20 protein-coding genes are annotated in these 14991 nt (G+C 48.9%); all 20 read left to right on the plus strand.

The annotated features are described in order from the left end of the window. Positions 1-59 precede the first annotated feature (59 nt). The 20 genes from AAC855_RS02630 (at position 60) to AAC855_RS02725 (ending at position 14871) form a co-directional block, all read left to right on the plus strand. Positions 60-602, plus strand: coding sequence for a KilA-N domain-containing protein (locus AAC855_RS02630; protein WP_340608075.1), 543 nt, complete (start codon positions 60-62; stop codon positions 600-602). A 185-nt stretch (positions 603-787) separates the two neighbouring features. Then, entirely contained in the window at positions 788-1387 is a 600-nt protein-coding gene (locus AAC855_RS02635) for a hypothetical protein (protein ID WP_340608076.1), read from the plus strand. 1 nt (position 1388) lies between these two features. After that, positions 1389-2861: a terminase gene (locus tag AAC855_RS02640; protein WP_340608077.1), complete on the plus strand. Its 1473-nt coding sequence runs from the start codon at positions 1389-1391 to the stop codon at positions 2859-2861. Between the two features lie 12 nt (positions 2862-2873). Further along, positions 2874-4301, plus strand: a complete 1428-nt coding sequence (locus AAC855_RS02645) for an anti-CBASS protein Acb1 family protein (RefSeq protein WP_422824340.1) — start codon at positions 2874-2876, stop codon at positions 4299-4301. After that, the gene (locus tag AAC855_RS02650) at positions 4258-5226 is read left to right on the plus strand and encodes a phage minor head protein (RefSeq protein WP_340608078.1); all 969 of its coding nucleotides are present in this window, start codon (positions 4258-4260) and stop codon (positions 5224-5226) included. The genes AAC855_RS02645 and AAC855_RS02650 overlap by 44 nt, the downstream gene beginning before the upstream one ends. Positions 5227-5246: 20 nt before the next feature. Next, positions 5247-6620 carry a DUF2213 domain-containing protein gene (locus AAC855_RS02655; protein WP_340608079.1) on the plus strand — a complete coding sequence of 458 codons (1374 nt, stop codon included), beginning with the start codon at positions 5247-5249 and terminating at the stop codon, positions 6618-6620. A 5-nt stretch (positions 6621-6625) separates the two neighbouring features. Then, entirely contained in the window at positions 6626-7054 is a 429-nt protein-coding gene (locus tag AAC855_RS02660; protein ID WP_340608080.1) for a hypothetical protein, read from the plus strand. 11 nt (positions 7055-7065) lie between these two features. After that, positions 7066-8157, plus strand: a complete 1092-nt coding sequence (locus AAC855_RS02665) for a major capsid protein (RefSeq protein ID WP_340608081.1) — start codon at positions 7066-7068, stop codon at positions 8155-8157. A 9-nt stretch (positions 8158-8166) separates the two neighbouring features. Continuing rightward, positions 8167-8418 (plus strand): hypothetical protein, encoded by a 252-nt coding sequence (locus tag AAC855_RS02670; protein ID WP_340608082.1) that lies wholly within the window; start codon positions 8167-8169, stop codon positions 8416-8418. Continuing rightward, complete coding sequence (locus AAC855_RS02675; protein ID WP_340608083.1) at positions 8396-8764, plus strand: DUF7370 family protein; 369 nt, start codon at positions 8396-8398, stop codon at positions 8762-8764. Before AAC855_RS02670 ends, AAC855_RS02675 begins: the two co-directional genes overlap by 23 nt. A 2-nt stretch (positions 8765-8766) precedes the next feature. Beyond that, positions 8767-9114, plus strand: coding sequence for a hypothetical protein (locus AAC855_RS02680; protein ID WP_340608084.1), 348 nt, complete (start codon positions 8767-8769; stop codon positions 9112-9114). A 1-nt stretch (position 9115) separates the two neighbouring features. Beyond that, on the plus strand, positions 9116-9484 hold the full coding sequence (locus AAC855_RS02685) for an HK97 gp10 family phage protein (protein WP_340608085.1): 369 nt from the start codon (positions 9116-9118) through the stop codon (positions 9482-9484). Next, positions 9484-9855, plus strand: a complete 372-nt coding sequence (locus tag AAC855_RS02690) for a phage tail termination protein (RefSeq protein WP_340608086.1) — start codon at positions 9484-9486, stop codon at positions 9853-9855. Before AAC855_RS02685 ends, AAC855_RS02690 begins: the two co-directional genes overlap by 1 nt. Before the next feature lie 49 nt (positions 9856-9904). Continuing rightward, positions 9905-10423 (plus strand): hypothetical protein, encoded by a 519-nt coding sequence (locus tag AAC855_RS02695; protein WP_340608087.1) that lies wholly within the window; start codon positions 9905-9907, stop codon positions 10421-10423. 64 nt (positions 10424-10487) lie between these two features. Next, a complete protein-coding gene (locus AAC855_RS02700; RefSeq protein ID WP_340608088.1) occupies positions 10488-11174 on the plus strand; it encodes a DUF6246 family protein in 687 nt (228 codons plus the stop codon). A gap of 297 nt (positions 11175-11471) precedes the next feature. Next, positions 11472-12281 (plus strand): phage antirepressor N-terminal domain-containing protein, encoded by an 810-nt coding sequence (locus AAC855_RS02705; protein ID WP_340608089.1) that lies wholly within the window; start codon positions 11472-11474, stop codon positions 12279-12281. Between the two features lie 178 nt (positions 12282-12459). Next, positions 12460-13092, plus strand: a complete 633-nt coding sequence (locus AAC855_RS02710) for a hypothetical protein (RefSeq protein WP_340608090.1) — start codon at positions 12460-12462, stop codon at positions 13090-13092. 43 nt (positions 13093-13135) lie between these two features. Beyond that, positions 13136-13309 (plus strand): hypothetical protein, encoded by a 174-nt coding sequence (locus AAC855_RS02715; protein WP_422824341.1) that lies wholly within the window; start codon positions 13136-13138, stop codon positions 13307-13309. Positions 13310-13323: 14 nt separating this feature from the next. Further along, positions 13324-13575, plus strand: coding sequence for a hypothetical protein (locus AAC855_RS02720; RefSeq protein ID WP_340608091.1), 252 nt, complete (start codon positions 13324-13326; stop codon positions 13573-13575). A 507-nt stretch (positions 13576-14082) separates the two neighbouring features. Beyond that, positions 14083-14871 carry an ORF6N domain-containing protein gene (locus AAC855_RS02725; protein ID WP_340608092.1) on the plus strand — a complete coding sequence of 263 codons (789 nt, stop codon included), beginning with the start codon at positions 14083-14085 and terminating at the stop codon, positions 14869-14871. The last annotated feature ends 120 nt before the right edge of the window (positions 14872-14991 follow it).

The raw sequence follows: 14991 nt of genomic DNA on the forward strand, positions 1-14991 counted from the left end.
TAGTTGTCTCGGGGTGGTCTTTCTGTACGAACAGGTTCACTTTCTATAAGGGACTACGCATGAAAACACTGACTTTGTTTAATACCCCAGTTCGCATTAATGACGATGGAATGATTTGTTTAACTGACATGTGGCGTATTGCTAAAGCCAGAGTAGAGGCGGGTGATAGTGAGTTCTTAGGTGGCCGGGACATTGAAAACCTTCGTCCGGGCAAATTTAAACGACTCGAATCGACCCGATTAATTATCAACGAGTTATCTAAATGGGATTCAAAAGCCCATTTAGAAACGGCTAAAGGAAAGCACGGCGGTACATTCGGAAGTCGGTTTGTTGCCTATGAATTTGCTGGTCATATTGATCCGGCATTCAAAATCGGTGTGTATGCCGTTCTCGATAAATATTTTTCGGGTGAGTTGATCTCAGTGGCGAGTTACATGGCAGAGGCCAATATGGCGGCGCATACCTACATCCAAGAAGCTGCCGTTGTTAGCGATTGTGCTCGTACATTGCATTATTGGGGGCGAGGTGGCCGTAAGGCTCATCTTCTCAGTAATAAGCAACAGGCTGAAAACAGGTTACAAATTGCCATGCAATACAAATAACGAGCTGTATCTGCAGTTTGAACCGAGGGTGGTATTTGAAATGTGATCCTTTGACGTGATCAGTAGTGGATATTGCCGAGGGCGTCACTTTAATCTGTCGAGCAGAGGACGTTTTTGTCCTCTGGCGCTGAAATCGAACGAAGTAAATAAAATCAAGTGATTGTAATTAATGGTGAGGAACAAAAATGGCTAAACCAGATTGGGAGGCTATCGAATCGGCTTACCGGGCTGGTTTGCTGTCTCTTCGGGAAATTGCCTCTCAGCATGGCATATCAGAAGGTGCAATCCGCAAAAGAGCTAAGCGTGACGAATGGACAAGAGACTTAGCCGCAAAAGTCAAATCCCGCTCTGATGACATGGTACGCAAAGAAGAGGTACGCAATCAGGTACGCAATGAAATAACACTCTCTGAACGCGTACTGATTGAAGCCTCTGCGGAGGTGATTACTAAGGTTCGCATGGAGCATCGCGGTGATATCCGTCGAGCCAGAGAGATTGCCAATGCGCTGTTTGATGAACTGGGTGCGGAATGTGCCGATATCGATGCGTTGAGGCAATTAGGGCAACTGATGCAAGAACCGGATGATAACGGGCGAGACAGGCTCAATGAACTCTATCACGCCATTATCAGTCTGCCTGAACGGGTGAAATCGATGAAAGCCTTGAGCGAGACACTCAAGAATTTAGTTGGACTGGAGCGTCAGGCCTACGGGCTGGATGATATACAGACGAATAAAGCGGTTGATCAGTTATCGAATTTAATGGACGAACTCGCTAAGGGATAACATGAAGCCGGCACATTTAGCGTTACTGCGCGATAAGCTCTGGCGACTCAACAATCTCTACTGGATAACCAACAAAGAAGGCCGTCCGGTCAGATTCAACATGACCCCAGAGCAGTTGGAGTACTTCGAAGGTATTCATACCCGTAACATCATTCTCAAGGCTCGTCAGCTGGGGTTTACCACCGAAGTCTGCATTATTCAGCTCGATGCCGCCTTATTCGAATCCGCCCGATGCGCCCTGATTGCGCATACCTTAAATGATGCCAAGCGCCTGTTTCGGGAAAAGGTCAAATATGCTTACGACCGATTGCCTGACGAGATTAAGGCGGCGAATCCGGCCAGTAATGATGCGGCAGGAGAGCTGGTCTTTCAAAAAGGCGGATCGCTGTATGTCTCCACGTCGTTTCGTGGCGGCACATTACGTTATCTGCATGTGTCTGAGTTCGGCAAGATTTGCGCCAAGTTCCCCGACAAGGCGCGTGAGATTGTCACCGGGGCGTTTGAGGCGGTATCAACCGATTGTTTCACCACGATAGAAAGCACGGCAGAGGGGCGAGCAGGTTATTTCTTTGACTATTGCCAGACGGCGGAGAAAGCCCTGATACAAGGCAAACGACTCTCTAACCTCGACTGGAAATTCTTTTTCTTCTCATGGTGGAAGAATCCACTGTATGCCATTGATCCGGTAGAACCCACACCACAGCGATTGTCTGATTACTTCGCTGAACTGAGAATAAAGCACGGCATCACCCTGACCGAACGCCAGCAGGCATGGTATCTCGCCAAAGAGAAAACGCTGGGCGATGACATGAAGCGGGAATATCCCTCGATCCCCGCAGAAGCCTTCCAGCAATCGGTCGAGGGTGCTTATTACGCCAGACAATTCCGCTGGCTGTACGAAAACAAACGCATTGGCAAATTACCGGATAATTCCCATCTGCCTGTCCATACGTTCTGGGATATCGGTGTCGGGGATTCCACGGCGATCTGGTTTGTGCGTGAAGTCGGGGGAGAGTTTCACGTTATCGACTACTACGAGAATTCAGGTGAAGGGCTGCGGCACTATATGAAGGTGCTGAAAGACAAAGGTTACACCTACGGCGAACACTGGGGACCCCATGATATCGATAACCGGGAGTTCGGTGCAGATGCGAAATCACGCCGGGAACTGGCGCGGGAAGGGTATGAAATCGACGGTCAGCGTTATTCGCTTATCTTTAAGGTCGTACCCAAAGTGGCGGTAGATACCGGTATCGAATCTGTGCGTGAAATACTGCCTAAGTGTGTCTTTGACGAGGAGAAATGCAGTGAAGGCATCTCCCATCTGGAAAGCTACCGTAAAGAGTGGGATGACAAACGCGGCTGCTGGAAAGACAAGCCCTTGCATGACTTCACGTCACATGGCGCTGATAGTTTCCGTTATTTTGCGGTGGCTAAGAATAACCGTAAGGCAGTCGGTGCCTTTTTCTTTTAAGGAGCGTCTTTCGTGAGTGAAAGCAAAACAGAATTTCTGGTCAACAGTCTGGCGGATACACTGGCTAAGCGGAGGCTGTATGTCTCCGGTGGTGTCAGTGGTAATACCAAACGCACCAATATCTATGCGGAGTTTGGCTATCCCGAACGACTCACCTTTCGTGAGTATTACAACGCCTATGAACGTCATGCGGTGGCACATGCGGCAGTACATCGTCTGCTGGATGGCTGCTGGCAGGATAATCCGACTCTGATTGAGGGCGAGGAGCAGAAAGAATCCAGCGTTACCAGTGCATGGGAAAGGGAAGTGACTAAGCTGCTCAAACCGTTCTGGGCGAAAATTAAAGATGCCGATCGCCGTAATATGATTGGGCATTACTCCGCCCTGTTGATTCAGGTGAAGGACAATCAGGCATGGCATGAGCCGATTGATACAGCAGTAGTGTCCCGCTTAAGAATGGAAGCGCTGGTGAACCTGATCCCAGTCTGGGAATCGCAGCTTACCGTGGCGGAATGGGATTCGGATATCAACTCAGAGACCTACGGACAACCGACGATGTTTAACTTTGATGAACGTCCGGTCGGGCAGGTGGATGTTCAGGGGCCCGCCAAGCAACTGGCGATCCATCCCTCCCGTGTCATTATCCTGTGTGAAGGGGCCGAGGATGGCGATATCTTTTCCGGTACGCCGTTACTTCGGGCAGGCTATAACAAGCTGCTGGATATTGAAAAAGTGTCCGGGGGCAGCTCAGAAGGTTTTCTGAAGAATGCTTCCCGTCAGATTGGGGTGGAGTTTGATAAAGAGACAAACTTACACGATATCACTACGGCAGCGATTAAGGCGGGTTATCCCGATTTGGGCGCCGCACTGGAAGATAAAATCAGTAAGCTCAACCGGGGAACGGATTCTGCTGCGGTCATGCAGGCCGGCAAGCTGAATGTCTTGTCAGTCACACCGGGTGACCCCACACCCACATGGGAAGTGACGACCCGTGAGTTTTGCGCCTCGGTGCAAGTGCCATTTACGGTGCTGTTTGGCACACAAACCGGAAAGCTCGCCGGTGATAAAGACGATACCACATGGAAAGTGCGTCTGAATGGTCGTCGCTGGGGATTTCTGACCCAGTATATTACCCGGTTGCTACGACGGTTGTGGGAGATTGGTGTGATCACTCCGCCCGGCTCTGGGGAAGTCACTATTGCATGGTCTGACATGCTCGCCGCCAGTGAGCAGGAGAAGATCGACAATATGATCAAGATGGCAGAAGCGGCCCTGAAAACCCAGCAGGCATTTGGCACTCCGATATTTACCGCCAATGAAATTCGCACTGTGGGTGAGCTGGAGCCATTAGAAGACGAACCGGAACCCCAGGGCGCAGCAGGAGATCCGCTGACTGATGAAAAAGAGCAGAATCGGCACCCCGATCATACCGAGAAATAAGCGCGACCCCACTCAGTCATACCGCCCCGTCAATAAGCTGTTCCGGACTATTGAACAGCGGTACTACGGCATCAAACACGCCCTCAGACAGCTATTCGATCGGCAATTAACCGGCAGAATGCAGGCAAACAATGCCACGCTATCACATACCCTGCATGGCAACACACTCTATCAGGTCAATGCGGGGCGTTTTATCTATGACCTGTCAGCCCCTGAACTGGCCTTATTGCTTGAGCAGATACAAACCATTCTGGACGACTATCTGTTGGCAGGCGGTCAGGACCAGCTCTGGGTTTTTGACTATGTGGCACAGGCGTACCAGCGTGGTACTGTAAACGCGTATACCAATCTGTCGGCGCAGTCCGCCGTTTATGCCCAGCACACCACGCTTTCAGCGCTGTTATCCATGCCTGCTTATCAGAATCAGGTGGCGGTGGCGCTCGTAGCCACTTACAGCGACTGGAAAGGGCTATCTGATGCGGCAAGGGCAGATTTATCCCATGTGATTGCGGAGGCGATTGCGCGAGGGATTAATCCCAGAGAAACCGCGAGGATTATCAGCAAACGCCTTGATGTGTCGATGAGTCGGGCGAAAAACATTGCCCAGACAGAACAGGTCGGCGCATTGCGGCAGGCTAACTGGAACGAAATGGCATGGGCCAAAGAGCGGTTAGGGTTAAATACCCGGCTGCTGTGGTTATCAGCCCTGAAACCGACGACCCGACAATGGCATGCAGTCCGGCACGGAAAACTCTACACCCAACAGGAAGTCGAGGAATTCTATGCCAAAAACGGTAATCGCTACCGCTGCTACTGTGCGCAACAGCCCGTGGTGCTGGACGAGGACGACACATTATATAACACCGGCCTGACCGCGCGGCTGGACGAAGAGCGCCAAAGCTGGCAAGGCAATTCAACTCAGTAACCATTCAACAAGGTGACAGCATGGGATCCTTTGGAATTCATATTAAGTCACTGGCCTTAAACTCCGCCAATATCGCAACAGAGACCCTTGATGGGGATGTGCATATCGTCATTCGTGGCGTGGTGCCTGTCGTGGATGATGTGGTGATGAACGGAGGGTTATATCCCGCCAGTGAAATTAACAAAAGTTATCAGTCAATGGAGGGGAAACAAGTGCCTTACGGCCACCCCAACATTGATGGTCAGTATATTTCGGCTGATATGCCCCGTGCGGTAAATCAGTTTCATATCGGTGCCTGGGCGGAGAATGTCCGCAAAGACGGTGACCGGGTCATGATGGATGTGAAGGTTAACCGGCGATTTGCCGAATCCTCGGATAAGGGAAAGGAATTCTTATCCCGTGTGGATGACATTATCGCCGGGAACAGTACCGACCCTATCCATGTGTCCACCGGACTATTGCTCCAGCGGGAACAGAATAAGGGGAAATCAAAAGGTAAGGCGTATAGCTGGATTGCCCGGAATATGCACTTTGACCATATCGCCGTGCTCCCCGCCAGTGAGCCGGGGGCCGCGACACCGGAAGAAGGCGTGGGGATGTTTGTGAACGCTGACGGTGAGCGCCTTGAAGTCGAACAGGTCAATCTGTCTGATGCCGCCAATTGCACGCAGGAGAGGCTGATTGATAAGACGAAGTTCTTCTTCAGCAATGCCGCCAATTTCTCCTTCGACGACATTTATGCTGCCCTGAGAGCGCAGTTAAAAACGACTTACACCGAGGATGACTGGCCTTACCCGGAGACAGTCTGGCCGGACAAATTCATCTATTACCACACCGGTAAAACCTACCAGCAAAAATACCTCATGAACGACGACGGCACCGCCGAATTCGTGGGGGAGTCGGTGGAAGTGGTACGCAAACCCACGGAATACGAAGCAGTCAAAACCAATAAGGAACACAACCCGATGAAAGAGATGATCATCAATGCGCTGAAAGCGGCAAATCAAGTCACAGACGGCAAATCCGACGAGGAACTGCTGTCTGCTTATAACGCTCTTAAAGAGAAAGAAAAACAGGCGCAGGACAGCAAAAAGAAAGAAGACGATGAGAAGGCGAGGCAAGCCGCCAATAACGCGGCTCAGCCCCCGGAATGGTTTAAACCTTTTGTGGAGAAACTCACGGCGATTGAGTCTGGTCTGACCGCCAATGCGGACAAAGAAAAAGCCGACAAACGTGCGGCAGTCAAAGCCAAATTCGGTCTGGATGATCTGGCGGTTAACGCGCTGGATGGCGCAGCCCTCGATGGCCTGTATGCCCAGTGTCAGTTCTCAATGGGGCTGAATGCCGCCTTTACCCACACCCCGACTGAATCCTTCACCTCAATGCCGGAGTAATCAACATGGCAAAAAATGGAAAACGCGTTATTCATGCGGGCGGTTTATTCCCTAACCCGATGCTGAACAGAGAAGGGGCGGCAGCCGTCGATACGCTGCCCGGCACGATTGGTTATTTTGACAAAGGCAAATTTCACGCCTCAGCGGACGGCAAAGAAGCGGCCTTGCTGTATGTTGCCAATATCGATTACCTGCGCTGCCAGACGGTGGATGATCCCATCAAGGCAGGCGAAGTGGTCGTGAGTATGCAGCCGATGGCGGGGATGTTCCTGAATCTCCGGGCCACTGCCGGAACGTACAAAAAGGGGCAGGCCGTGGCCGTCGCAGAAGGCCAAATCACAACGGCAAGTGAAGGTCTTACTGCCTTTGCCTATATCGAAGAAGACACCATCACAGCAAAAGCGGACGATCTGGTTCGCGTGGTTTTTAAATAAGGAGAGAGTCAATGCTGGTATTTTCAACTAAAAAGGCCACCGAAACCGGAAACCTTGACGTCAACCAAATGCAGTTCCGTGAACTCGAAGCGGCCCGTAATGCTTCGGCACAGGCCGTGGCTGATTTCGTTGCCCGTACCCGCTGGCGAGGGGATGCGGCTAACACGCCAACACTGGATGCAGTTAATGCTATCGACGATATCCGCCGCCTGTATCGCACCTATGACCAGACCGTATTGGCCGAATTTGAGCCGAACACTGAATGCACGCTGTTGAATGACCTGATGCCGCTGTCCCGTTCGGTGCGTCTGGAAGAGTCGGTGTATGAGTACGCCCGCACCGGAGGTAAAGGCTGGGCGCATACCTCTATGAGCGGTCAGATTGGTGCGGCACTGGATGCGCGGACGTATTCCTTTGATGGCACGATGGTACCTATCCATGATTCCGGCTTCAAATTCCAGTGGCGCGACCCGATTTTCAACAAAGGTTCGGCGCTGGCATCACTGGCGGATGCGCAACGCGGTTCGGTTGAGAATGTGCGTCGTCAGTACATGGATTACGTCTTTAACGGCTTCCGTGATGAAGAGGGCAACTACATTCAGTTTGACGGCAAGACGTGGAAGGGCCTGAAAGCCGATGAACGTGTGGGTATGGTGGATTTGGGCGCAGGTGGCCTGAATATCGACTTTACCCAAGCCGAGGCAAAATCGATCCGCGAAGGGGCCATTGCCTTGCGTGACACTTTGCGCCTGAAAAACAACATGTACGCCGAACAGACGTGGTATGTCTCCGGTGACATCCTGTCTCACTGGGAGAAGATTTACTTTGATGTGAATGCGACCCGTACCGTACTGGAAGAAGTGCAGAAGCTGACCGGCATCAAAGCCATCAAAGAAGATTTCGAGCTGAAAGGCAATGAAATCATGGTGGTGCCGCTGGGCGCGGGGGTGATTGCTCCTATCGTCGGGCAGGCGTTCGGTACCGTTGCCGATCCGCGTCCACACTACAACTCTGACTACGTGTGGCGCACATGGGGTGCGGCAGGCCTGATGGTCAAGACCGATATCAACAACCAGCACGGTATCTTGTTCGCGAAAGGCTAAGGAGCAGTTATGGCACGGGTTAAAGTGATTGCGGGTAATCTGTTTTCGGGGGCCAGTCTCCAGAATCTGGCAGTGGGGGATGTGGTTGAGGTGGATCAGGCGACGGCGCAGCGTTGGGCACAGATTGGGTTGGTCGAATTCATTGAGGACAGTGTATTTGAAGTGGCTACACCCCATCATCCTCCTGAGTCTGACCCAGAAAAGCCCCCCAAAGGCAAAGGGAAGAAGGATAAACCCGATGGTGACGATAACGCTGAATGACATCAGGCCGATGATCGCCGAGCTGGGGTTTACCCTGCCTGATCCCGTACTCGAACTGCTGTTGGATCAGGTTAATGCAACCGCCGGATGCATGGCGACTCAGGGTTATGCTGAACAATTGCAAAAGTTACTGCTTATCTATGCTGCTGTGCGTCTGGCCTCCCTGTCCGGGGCCAGAAAAACTGCCTCGCAAAGTGCGTCGTCGGGCGCGTCCCGCTCATTTGTTTATGACTCATCCGGCACGGATTACCTGCTTAAACAGATGAGAACGTGGGATACGTCCGGTTGTTTGTCTGGCCTGCCGCTGGAGAGTCAATCGGTCGGCTTCTTTGATGTGGTGGGGTGAGGATGAGCAGCATTGCTAACTGGGCGTATACCGCCCCGTGTACCTTCTGGAAGCTGTTGGGCAATGATGAATACGGAAGCCCGCTCGGTTATGACGCGCCGAAAATCATCTGGTGTGATTATCAGGGCGGACTCGCCAGCAAGCTATCCGGTGTCGGGACTGAACTGATTGCCAAAAACACCTTCTGGACGGAGTTTGCGGATGCATCTATCGGGGATTATATCCTGATTGGGGAATCTTCCCAGTCAGACCCGATAGCAGCCGGGGCCAGTGCCATTCAATATGTCACGTTTGATGCCGACACCTTCGAGCGCCTTGCCGATGACTATATCTTAGTGACAGGCGTCTGATATGGGCGTCAAAGTCACGGGGATCCGTGAAGCCCAGTCCCGCCTCAATGCCTTAATTGGTGATATCCGCGGGCGCAAGGTGGTTCGCGCTGTGTATAAGGCGCTGTATATTGGCAGTACACAGGCGGCCCTCTATACCCCGATTGATACTGCCACGCTGATTAACTCCCAGTTCCGTGATGTGCGCTTTGATGGCGTACGGCTCACAGGGCGTGTGGGCTATTCGGCAAACTATGCCATCTATGTCCATGATCCGGCTGTGAGGCAGGATTTTCGCCGGGCTACGGCGAAGAAAGCCTTTCTGAAATCCGGCTTTGATGAGATGCGGAGGGAAATCGATAACGCGGTCGCACAGGAGCTGAAACTCTGATGGTCTTTGAACAATTCCGCCATTATCTGTCAAAAGCAAACCTGACTGACGGTTTTAAAATCCAGATGCTGAACTGGATTGAGCAAAAAGGGGATGGCGGCCAGACCCCATATATGGTCTTTCAACCCGCGGGCGGCACAGGTCGGCTGGATGATTTAGGCGCGGATGACCATGTGCAGGTCATTCTGGTGAGTGGGCAGAACAATCCCCAGCCCGTTATCCAGCGCGCACAGGACATTCTGAATTATGTCGCGGCCCACCCTGATGATGCGTGTCTGAACGGCGTCTTTAATCTGGGTGGCCTGACCACCCCCATTCCTACCCAGGAGAACCGGTATGTCATCCGGCTACTCTTTCGCTGTACATCCTAATCAGGTCGCTTCTCGCGGCCTTTTATTTTTATCATAAGAGGTTATTCACATGGCTAATTGCCCGGTAGAGACCAATAAACTGATTGGTCGTCATGCCATTATTCGTATTGCTAAAGGGTGCCCTGACACCGCGCCGAAACAATCTGATTTTTTACGACTTGGGGCGCTGACCACCAAATCCTTCGACCTGTCACCCAATACCCTGACTTCTGAAGCCGATGATTCAAAAGGGCTGGTCGAAAGTGTCGTCACCAGTATGGACTTAACCATCAGCTTTGACGGGGAGTACCGCAAACAGGATAAGAAAGACGATTTTGGCCCGTTGCGTCTGTTGAAGGAAATCCCGCAGGAAGTGCAGGCCGGTCGCCAGCCCGCTTACTGGGTGCAGATGGACTTCACCGGCGATCATGCTTTCGTGCTACAGGGCTATATGGTGTTTACCTCTTGGTCATCGCAGTTTGGTGCGAATGAGATTGCCACCTATTCCGGTGAGTTAAAAGTCAGTGATGCCGACTCGGTGGACTGGCTGATTGAAGAAGTGCCGGCAAAACTCCCCAAAGTGGGATAACCGTCGTTCCTTGATATCACAAAGGGTACTGATGCAGTGCCCTTGATCATATTCAGGAGGCTTTATGACACCCATGCTTGAAATCGGGGAGATGGTGATCTCCACAGAGAAAAAAGATTTTTCACTCAGTCCCTCATTCGCTGCCATGACCCGTCTGGGCACCCCCCGGCAAATCGTGGAAGCCTATACGGTGCTGAACGGGGCAAAGGCACAGGCACTCATTCAACGGGCAATGCTGGCTTACGGCACGCTCCCTGACTGGTTAATCACCCTGATGGGAAAACCGGTATTTGGTCGCCCGGTGTTGTCTACGGCGATGTCCGTGATACAGGCGTGTTGTGAAGAAGAGATCGACGCACTCATCGGTGAATGGCGACCCGGGCAAAAAGGCATGGTGTACCGTCCGGGCAGTATGCCGGTTAAGGACATTATCCCCATAGCCAAAGAGCTGATCACCCACGGAGTGATGGGCAAAGTGAAGCTGCGAAAACTCCAGCGCCATGAAGGCACGGAGGCGTATTCTGACCAATTTAACGCGATGGAATATATCAATGCGGCGCGGACGCATTTTGGTATGTCACGTCAGGAAGCGGAACGGTTAACCATGACGGAGTTCCAGATGATGCTGAAAGCCAAGTTTCCGGAAGAAAAAGGCTTCACCCGTGAAGAATACGATGCCGTGATTGCGGCGGATGATAAACGCACCCGTGATCTGCTCAGTGGTAAACGCAGACTGGTGAGTATGAAATAATCAAAAAGAGCTATGACCTATAACGCCTTGAAAAATAATTATTATTGAAAGGCGAATGACGGGGATTTGATAGAATTCGCTAACTTATTAATGGTTTTTAGTGATAACAATCGGTAAATACCTACTATTTGTGTACAAATAGTTGATTATTCGAGGTGTATCCCAATTTAAAGTGAACTTTCTTTACAAAATGTGACAATCACGCAATTAATAGCGTCCTATCGAAATGACGAAGCCCCTAACTATAGCCGTAGTCAGGGGCTTCTGAATTGTCCAGTATGAATTAGGAACCCAGACGTGAGCATTGTAACAGTTAAGGAAAGCAGTCCAATCATCAACGTTCCATTTTATGGCGCAGATCTCTTTATCGTGAATTATAACGGTGAGCCGTATGTCCCCATGAAGCTGATTGTTGAGGGAATTGGAATGGACTGGAAAAGCCAGCTAGCCAAGCTAAACAAGCGGTTTAAATCAACTATGGTGGAAATCACCATAGTTGCCGCAGATGGTAAAAATAGGGATATGGCTTGCCTTGCTCTCCGTAAACTTGCCGGTTGGCTAGCCACTATTAATCCAAATAAAGTCAAAGTATCCATCAGAGATAAAGTCATCCGGTATCAGGAAAAGTGTGACGATGTGCTTTACGAATACTGGACAACGGGAGAGATTAAGGCGAAGAAAAGTACAACCCAAGATCGCACGCCTCTTCGTGGGTTGGTTAATAAGTTGATGGGTAAATATGGGGTAAATAGTAAAAAGTTATTCCAAATGGTTCATCATGAATTCGGGGTAAAGCATATCAATGAGCTGACAGGTGAGCAGCTACCTTCTGCAATTGAGTATCTGGCTGCTAAAGCCGTTGACGGTGAGTTTTTAGGGAAAGAGGAAACACCAATTCCTCATGGCTATTCAGGTTTCACTGGTCGCTTGCTCGTGGAACTGGAGAACGGCGAGGTGCATTACACTCAGGTGCTGACGCCGAAACATCACGTTTCTACATTAGATGACTTCATGGAGGTCGCTCAACGTGCTGGCTATCTGATGATACATAAAGAAGATATGAGGCCAATGATGAGAGCATTGGAAGGTTACAAGTCCAGCATGTAACGCTAAGCCAAGGATGGCTAAAACCTGAAATAAATTGATACTTTTTAATGCAATTCGATGGTTAAACAAACAATCCTCATATAGCCTCGGCTATTGAACCATCGGTTCAAAGAGTCTAATATTACCTCAGTTATATTTATCTATGGGCTGAGTTTGAATCTTTGGGTTGGGAGGCTAAATGCCATTGCATCTTAAAAATATAGATAAAATTGCTGCTGACTTCAGTCACCTGAATGAGTCTAAGCGCAATAGCGATCTGTATGATGCTCTTGCTCCACTGGCTCATGAGATCGTAAAAGACGTTGATGAATTAATTCTACCTCCAGGCTATCGTCTCATTCGAATCGATAAGCGATTGAATATAAATAAGCCTCATTTTGAGTTAGCTTTATTGTGTGACGTTACACATGAAGTCGTTTATTACAACAAAGTCATAATAACTGATGATGTAGAGTTGAAGTGCAGGCCAGTATCTCAAGTGTTACTTTGGCGCACAAAGAAACCTAAGCATAATGGAGCGCTTAACGGTTTCGCTTCAAAAGTATTTTTCCATTACCTGATTAAAAGTTATGACGTGATAATTTCTGATGTTAATCAGACGCATGAAGGAATGTCATTCTGGCAAGGTAGGATGTATGAAGCGCTGGAATACAAGCTATATGTCTACGGTTATGATGTGATGAGTGGTGAGGTCAGGCAAATAGTTAATCAAGATGAAGTTGGTGACTACCAATCTTGGTTATGGGGAAGTGAAGAGCATCACCCACACCGATTAGCCATCATATCGAAAATAGTACTACCGAATAATTAACCCGTCACTGAACGGGTTTTTCGTGCTTAAAATAGGTGTAACAATGGATAAAAATTTATTTTCCAGACTCACTGAAAGCATGATCCAGATGAATGAAATCATTGAAGGTAAACGGGTTCCCTCGCGTGAGGCGGCTGTTGAAGCAGTGAAAATAAAAAGCATTAGCCACCAAGCAACCTATTATGAGAAAAACAACTCATTCAGAACTCCCGATTAAGCGGCTGCATAACCATGCGGTCGCGCAACAATTACGAGGGTTCATTTATGGAAGTAAGAAATCGTTCTATCAGACGACATCATATGTATCGCTTAAAAGCAAAGCGTCAGCAATATCATAATGCTGCTGGAAATTCAGATAAGGTATCGGCGGGTATTTGCTATGTAACGCCTTGCTTATGCTCCTGCTGGATGTGTGGGAATAGCCGTGATGTATTCGGTATGAGCATCAAGGAAATTCGTGATAGAGCCAAATATACAGATTAGTATACCAACCCGCCTAGCGCGGGTTTTTTATTTCTAATGCTGTCTAATTGTAGATTTTTGCGATTGAAATGTTATTTATAGATGTGATAATTTATTGTCTGATTAAACACATAAAATATATACTGCTCTTTAAAATATGATGAGTACCAAGCCCTGAATATGTGTTGGGGCATCCTCTTACGCAAGAGATTATCACTGTTCGTCAGAGTCGTGATATGACAATTTAACCTATTCTTTAAAAATCATGGTGTACGGATTAAGTACACACCTTCACAGAAGTAATGTTTCTATTATTGTTTTAAATAGAAATTATAATGTGAGGTAGCAAATCTATTGCTTGAAAAAACGCTGATCTCATTCATTTTATAATCTGAACTTTATGCTTAAGCCTATGCAAATTTTTGCATTGGGCGTTTTTGCATGGATTTTTCTTACCCAATTAACCAAATAAAAAAGCCAGTATTTCGCTACTGGCTTTTGGCATCCTTTTGAAAGGAGAAAACAAATATGTTGGATATGAATTTAGCAAACCAAGCTGCTATTGTCACGTATCAGAATAGCCATGTTCCTGTTATCGTTTATCGAGACCAACGAGTGATTACAACTGAGCAATTGGCTAACGGGTATGGAGCTGAAATAAAAAGTATTCAGAACAATTTCAACCGTAATCAATCTCGCTTTGCGGAAGGGAGGCATTTTTTTAAAATTGAAGGGCAAGAACTCACTAATTTGCGGACCTCTTTTAGTGGAGCACAAATTTCGAACAAAGCACGAGTCCTTTATCTCTGGACTGAGCGCGGTGCGTCACGCCATGCAAAGATGCTTGAAACCGATCAGGCTTGGGATTACTACGAGTTACTGGAAGAAACCTATTTTCGTGTTCGCAGTGAAATGCCACGCGCGATTTTACCCGGTAACTATATTGAGGCACTAGAATCGCTTTTAAAATCCGAAAAAGAGAAAGCAACAATTGCAGCGGAGCGTGACGAGGCGATTGAAACCAAAGCATGGATTGGTCACAGGCGTGAAGCCACCGCAATGGCGACAGCTTCAGCGGCAGTTCGTGAGAAAAATAAACTGGCAGAGCGTCTAGGTGAAAGTAAAAATCGTGCAACAGTATTGGCCGTTGAAAGAGCAACGGAAAGAAAGTTTCAATGGCAACCCCTGAAGAAATGGTGCAAGGAAAACAACATGGAACCTCATACTGTACCCGATGAACGATTTGGTAAGGTCAGATCATGGCCTGCCGCAGCTTGGTTGGCGGTATATGATATCGATTTGTCAAAACTGCTTTAATACATAAGACTACTTTACTCGTTTTTTTCATTCCTAATGCCACTTAACTGCGGATTTTTGCGTTCTTTTGCTCTAATCACTTGGTATCATGAGTAAAATTTAATGATGAGGGATTATGAT

The sequence above is a fragment of the Xenorhabdus bharatensis genome (assembly GCF_037996705.1).
GTDB classification, from domain to species: Bacteria; Pseudomonadota; Gammaproteobacteria; order Enterobacterales; family Enterobacteriaceae; genus Xenorhabdus; species Xenorhabdus bharatensis.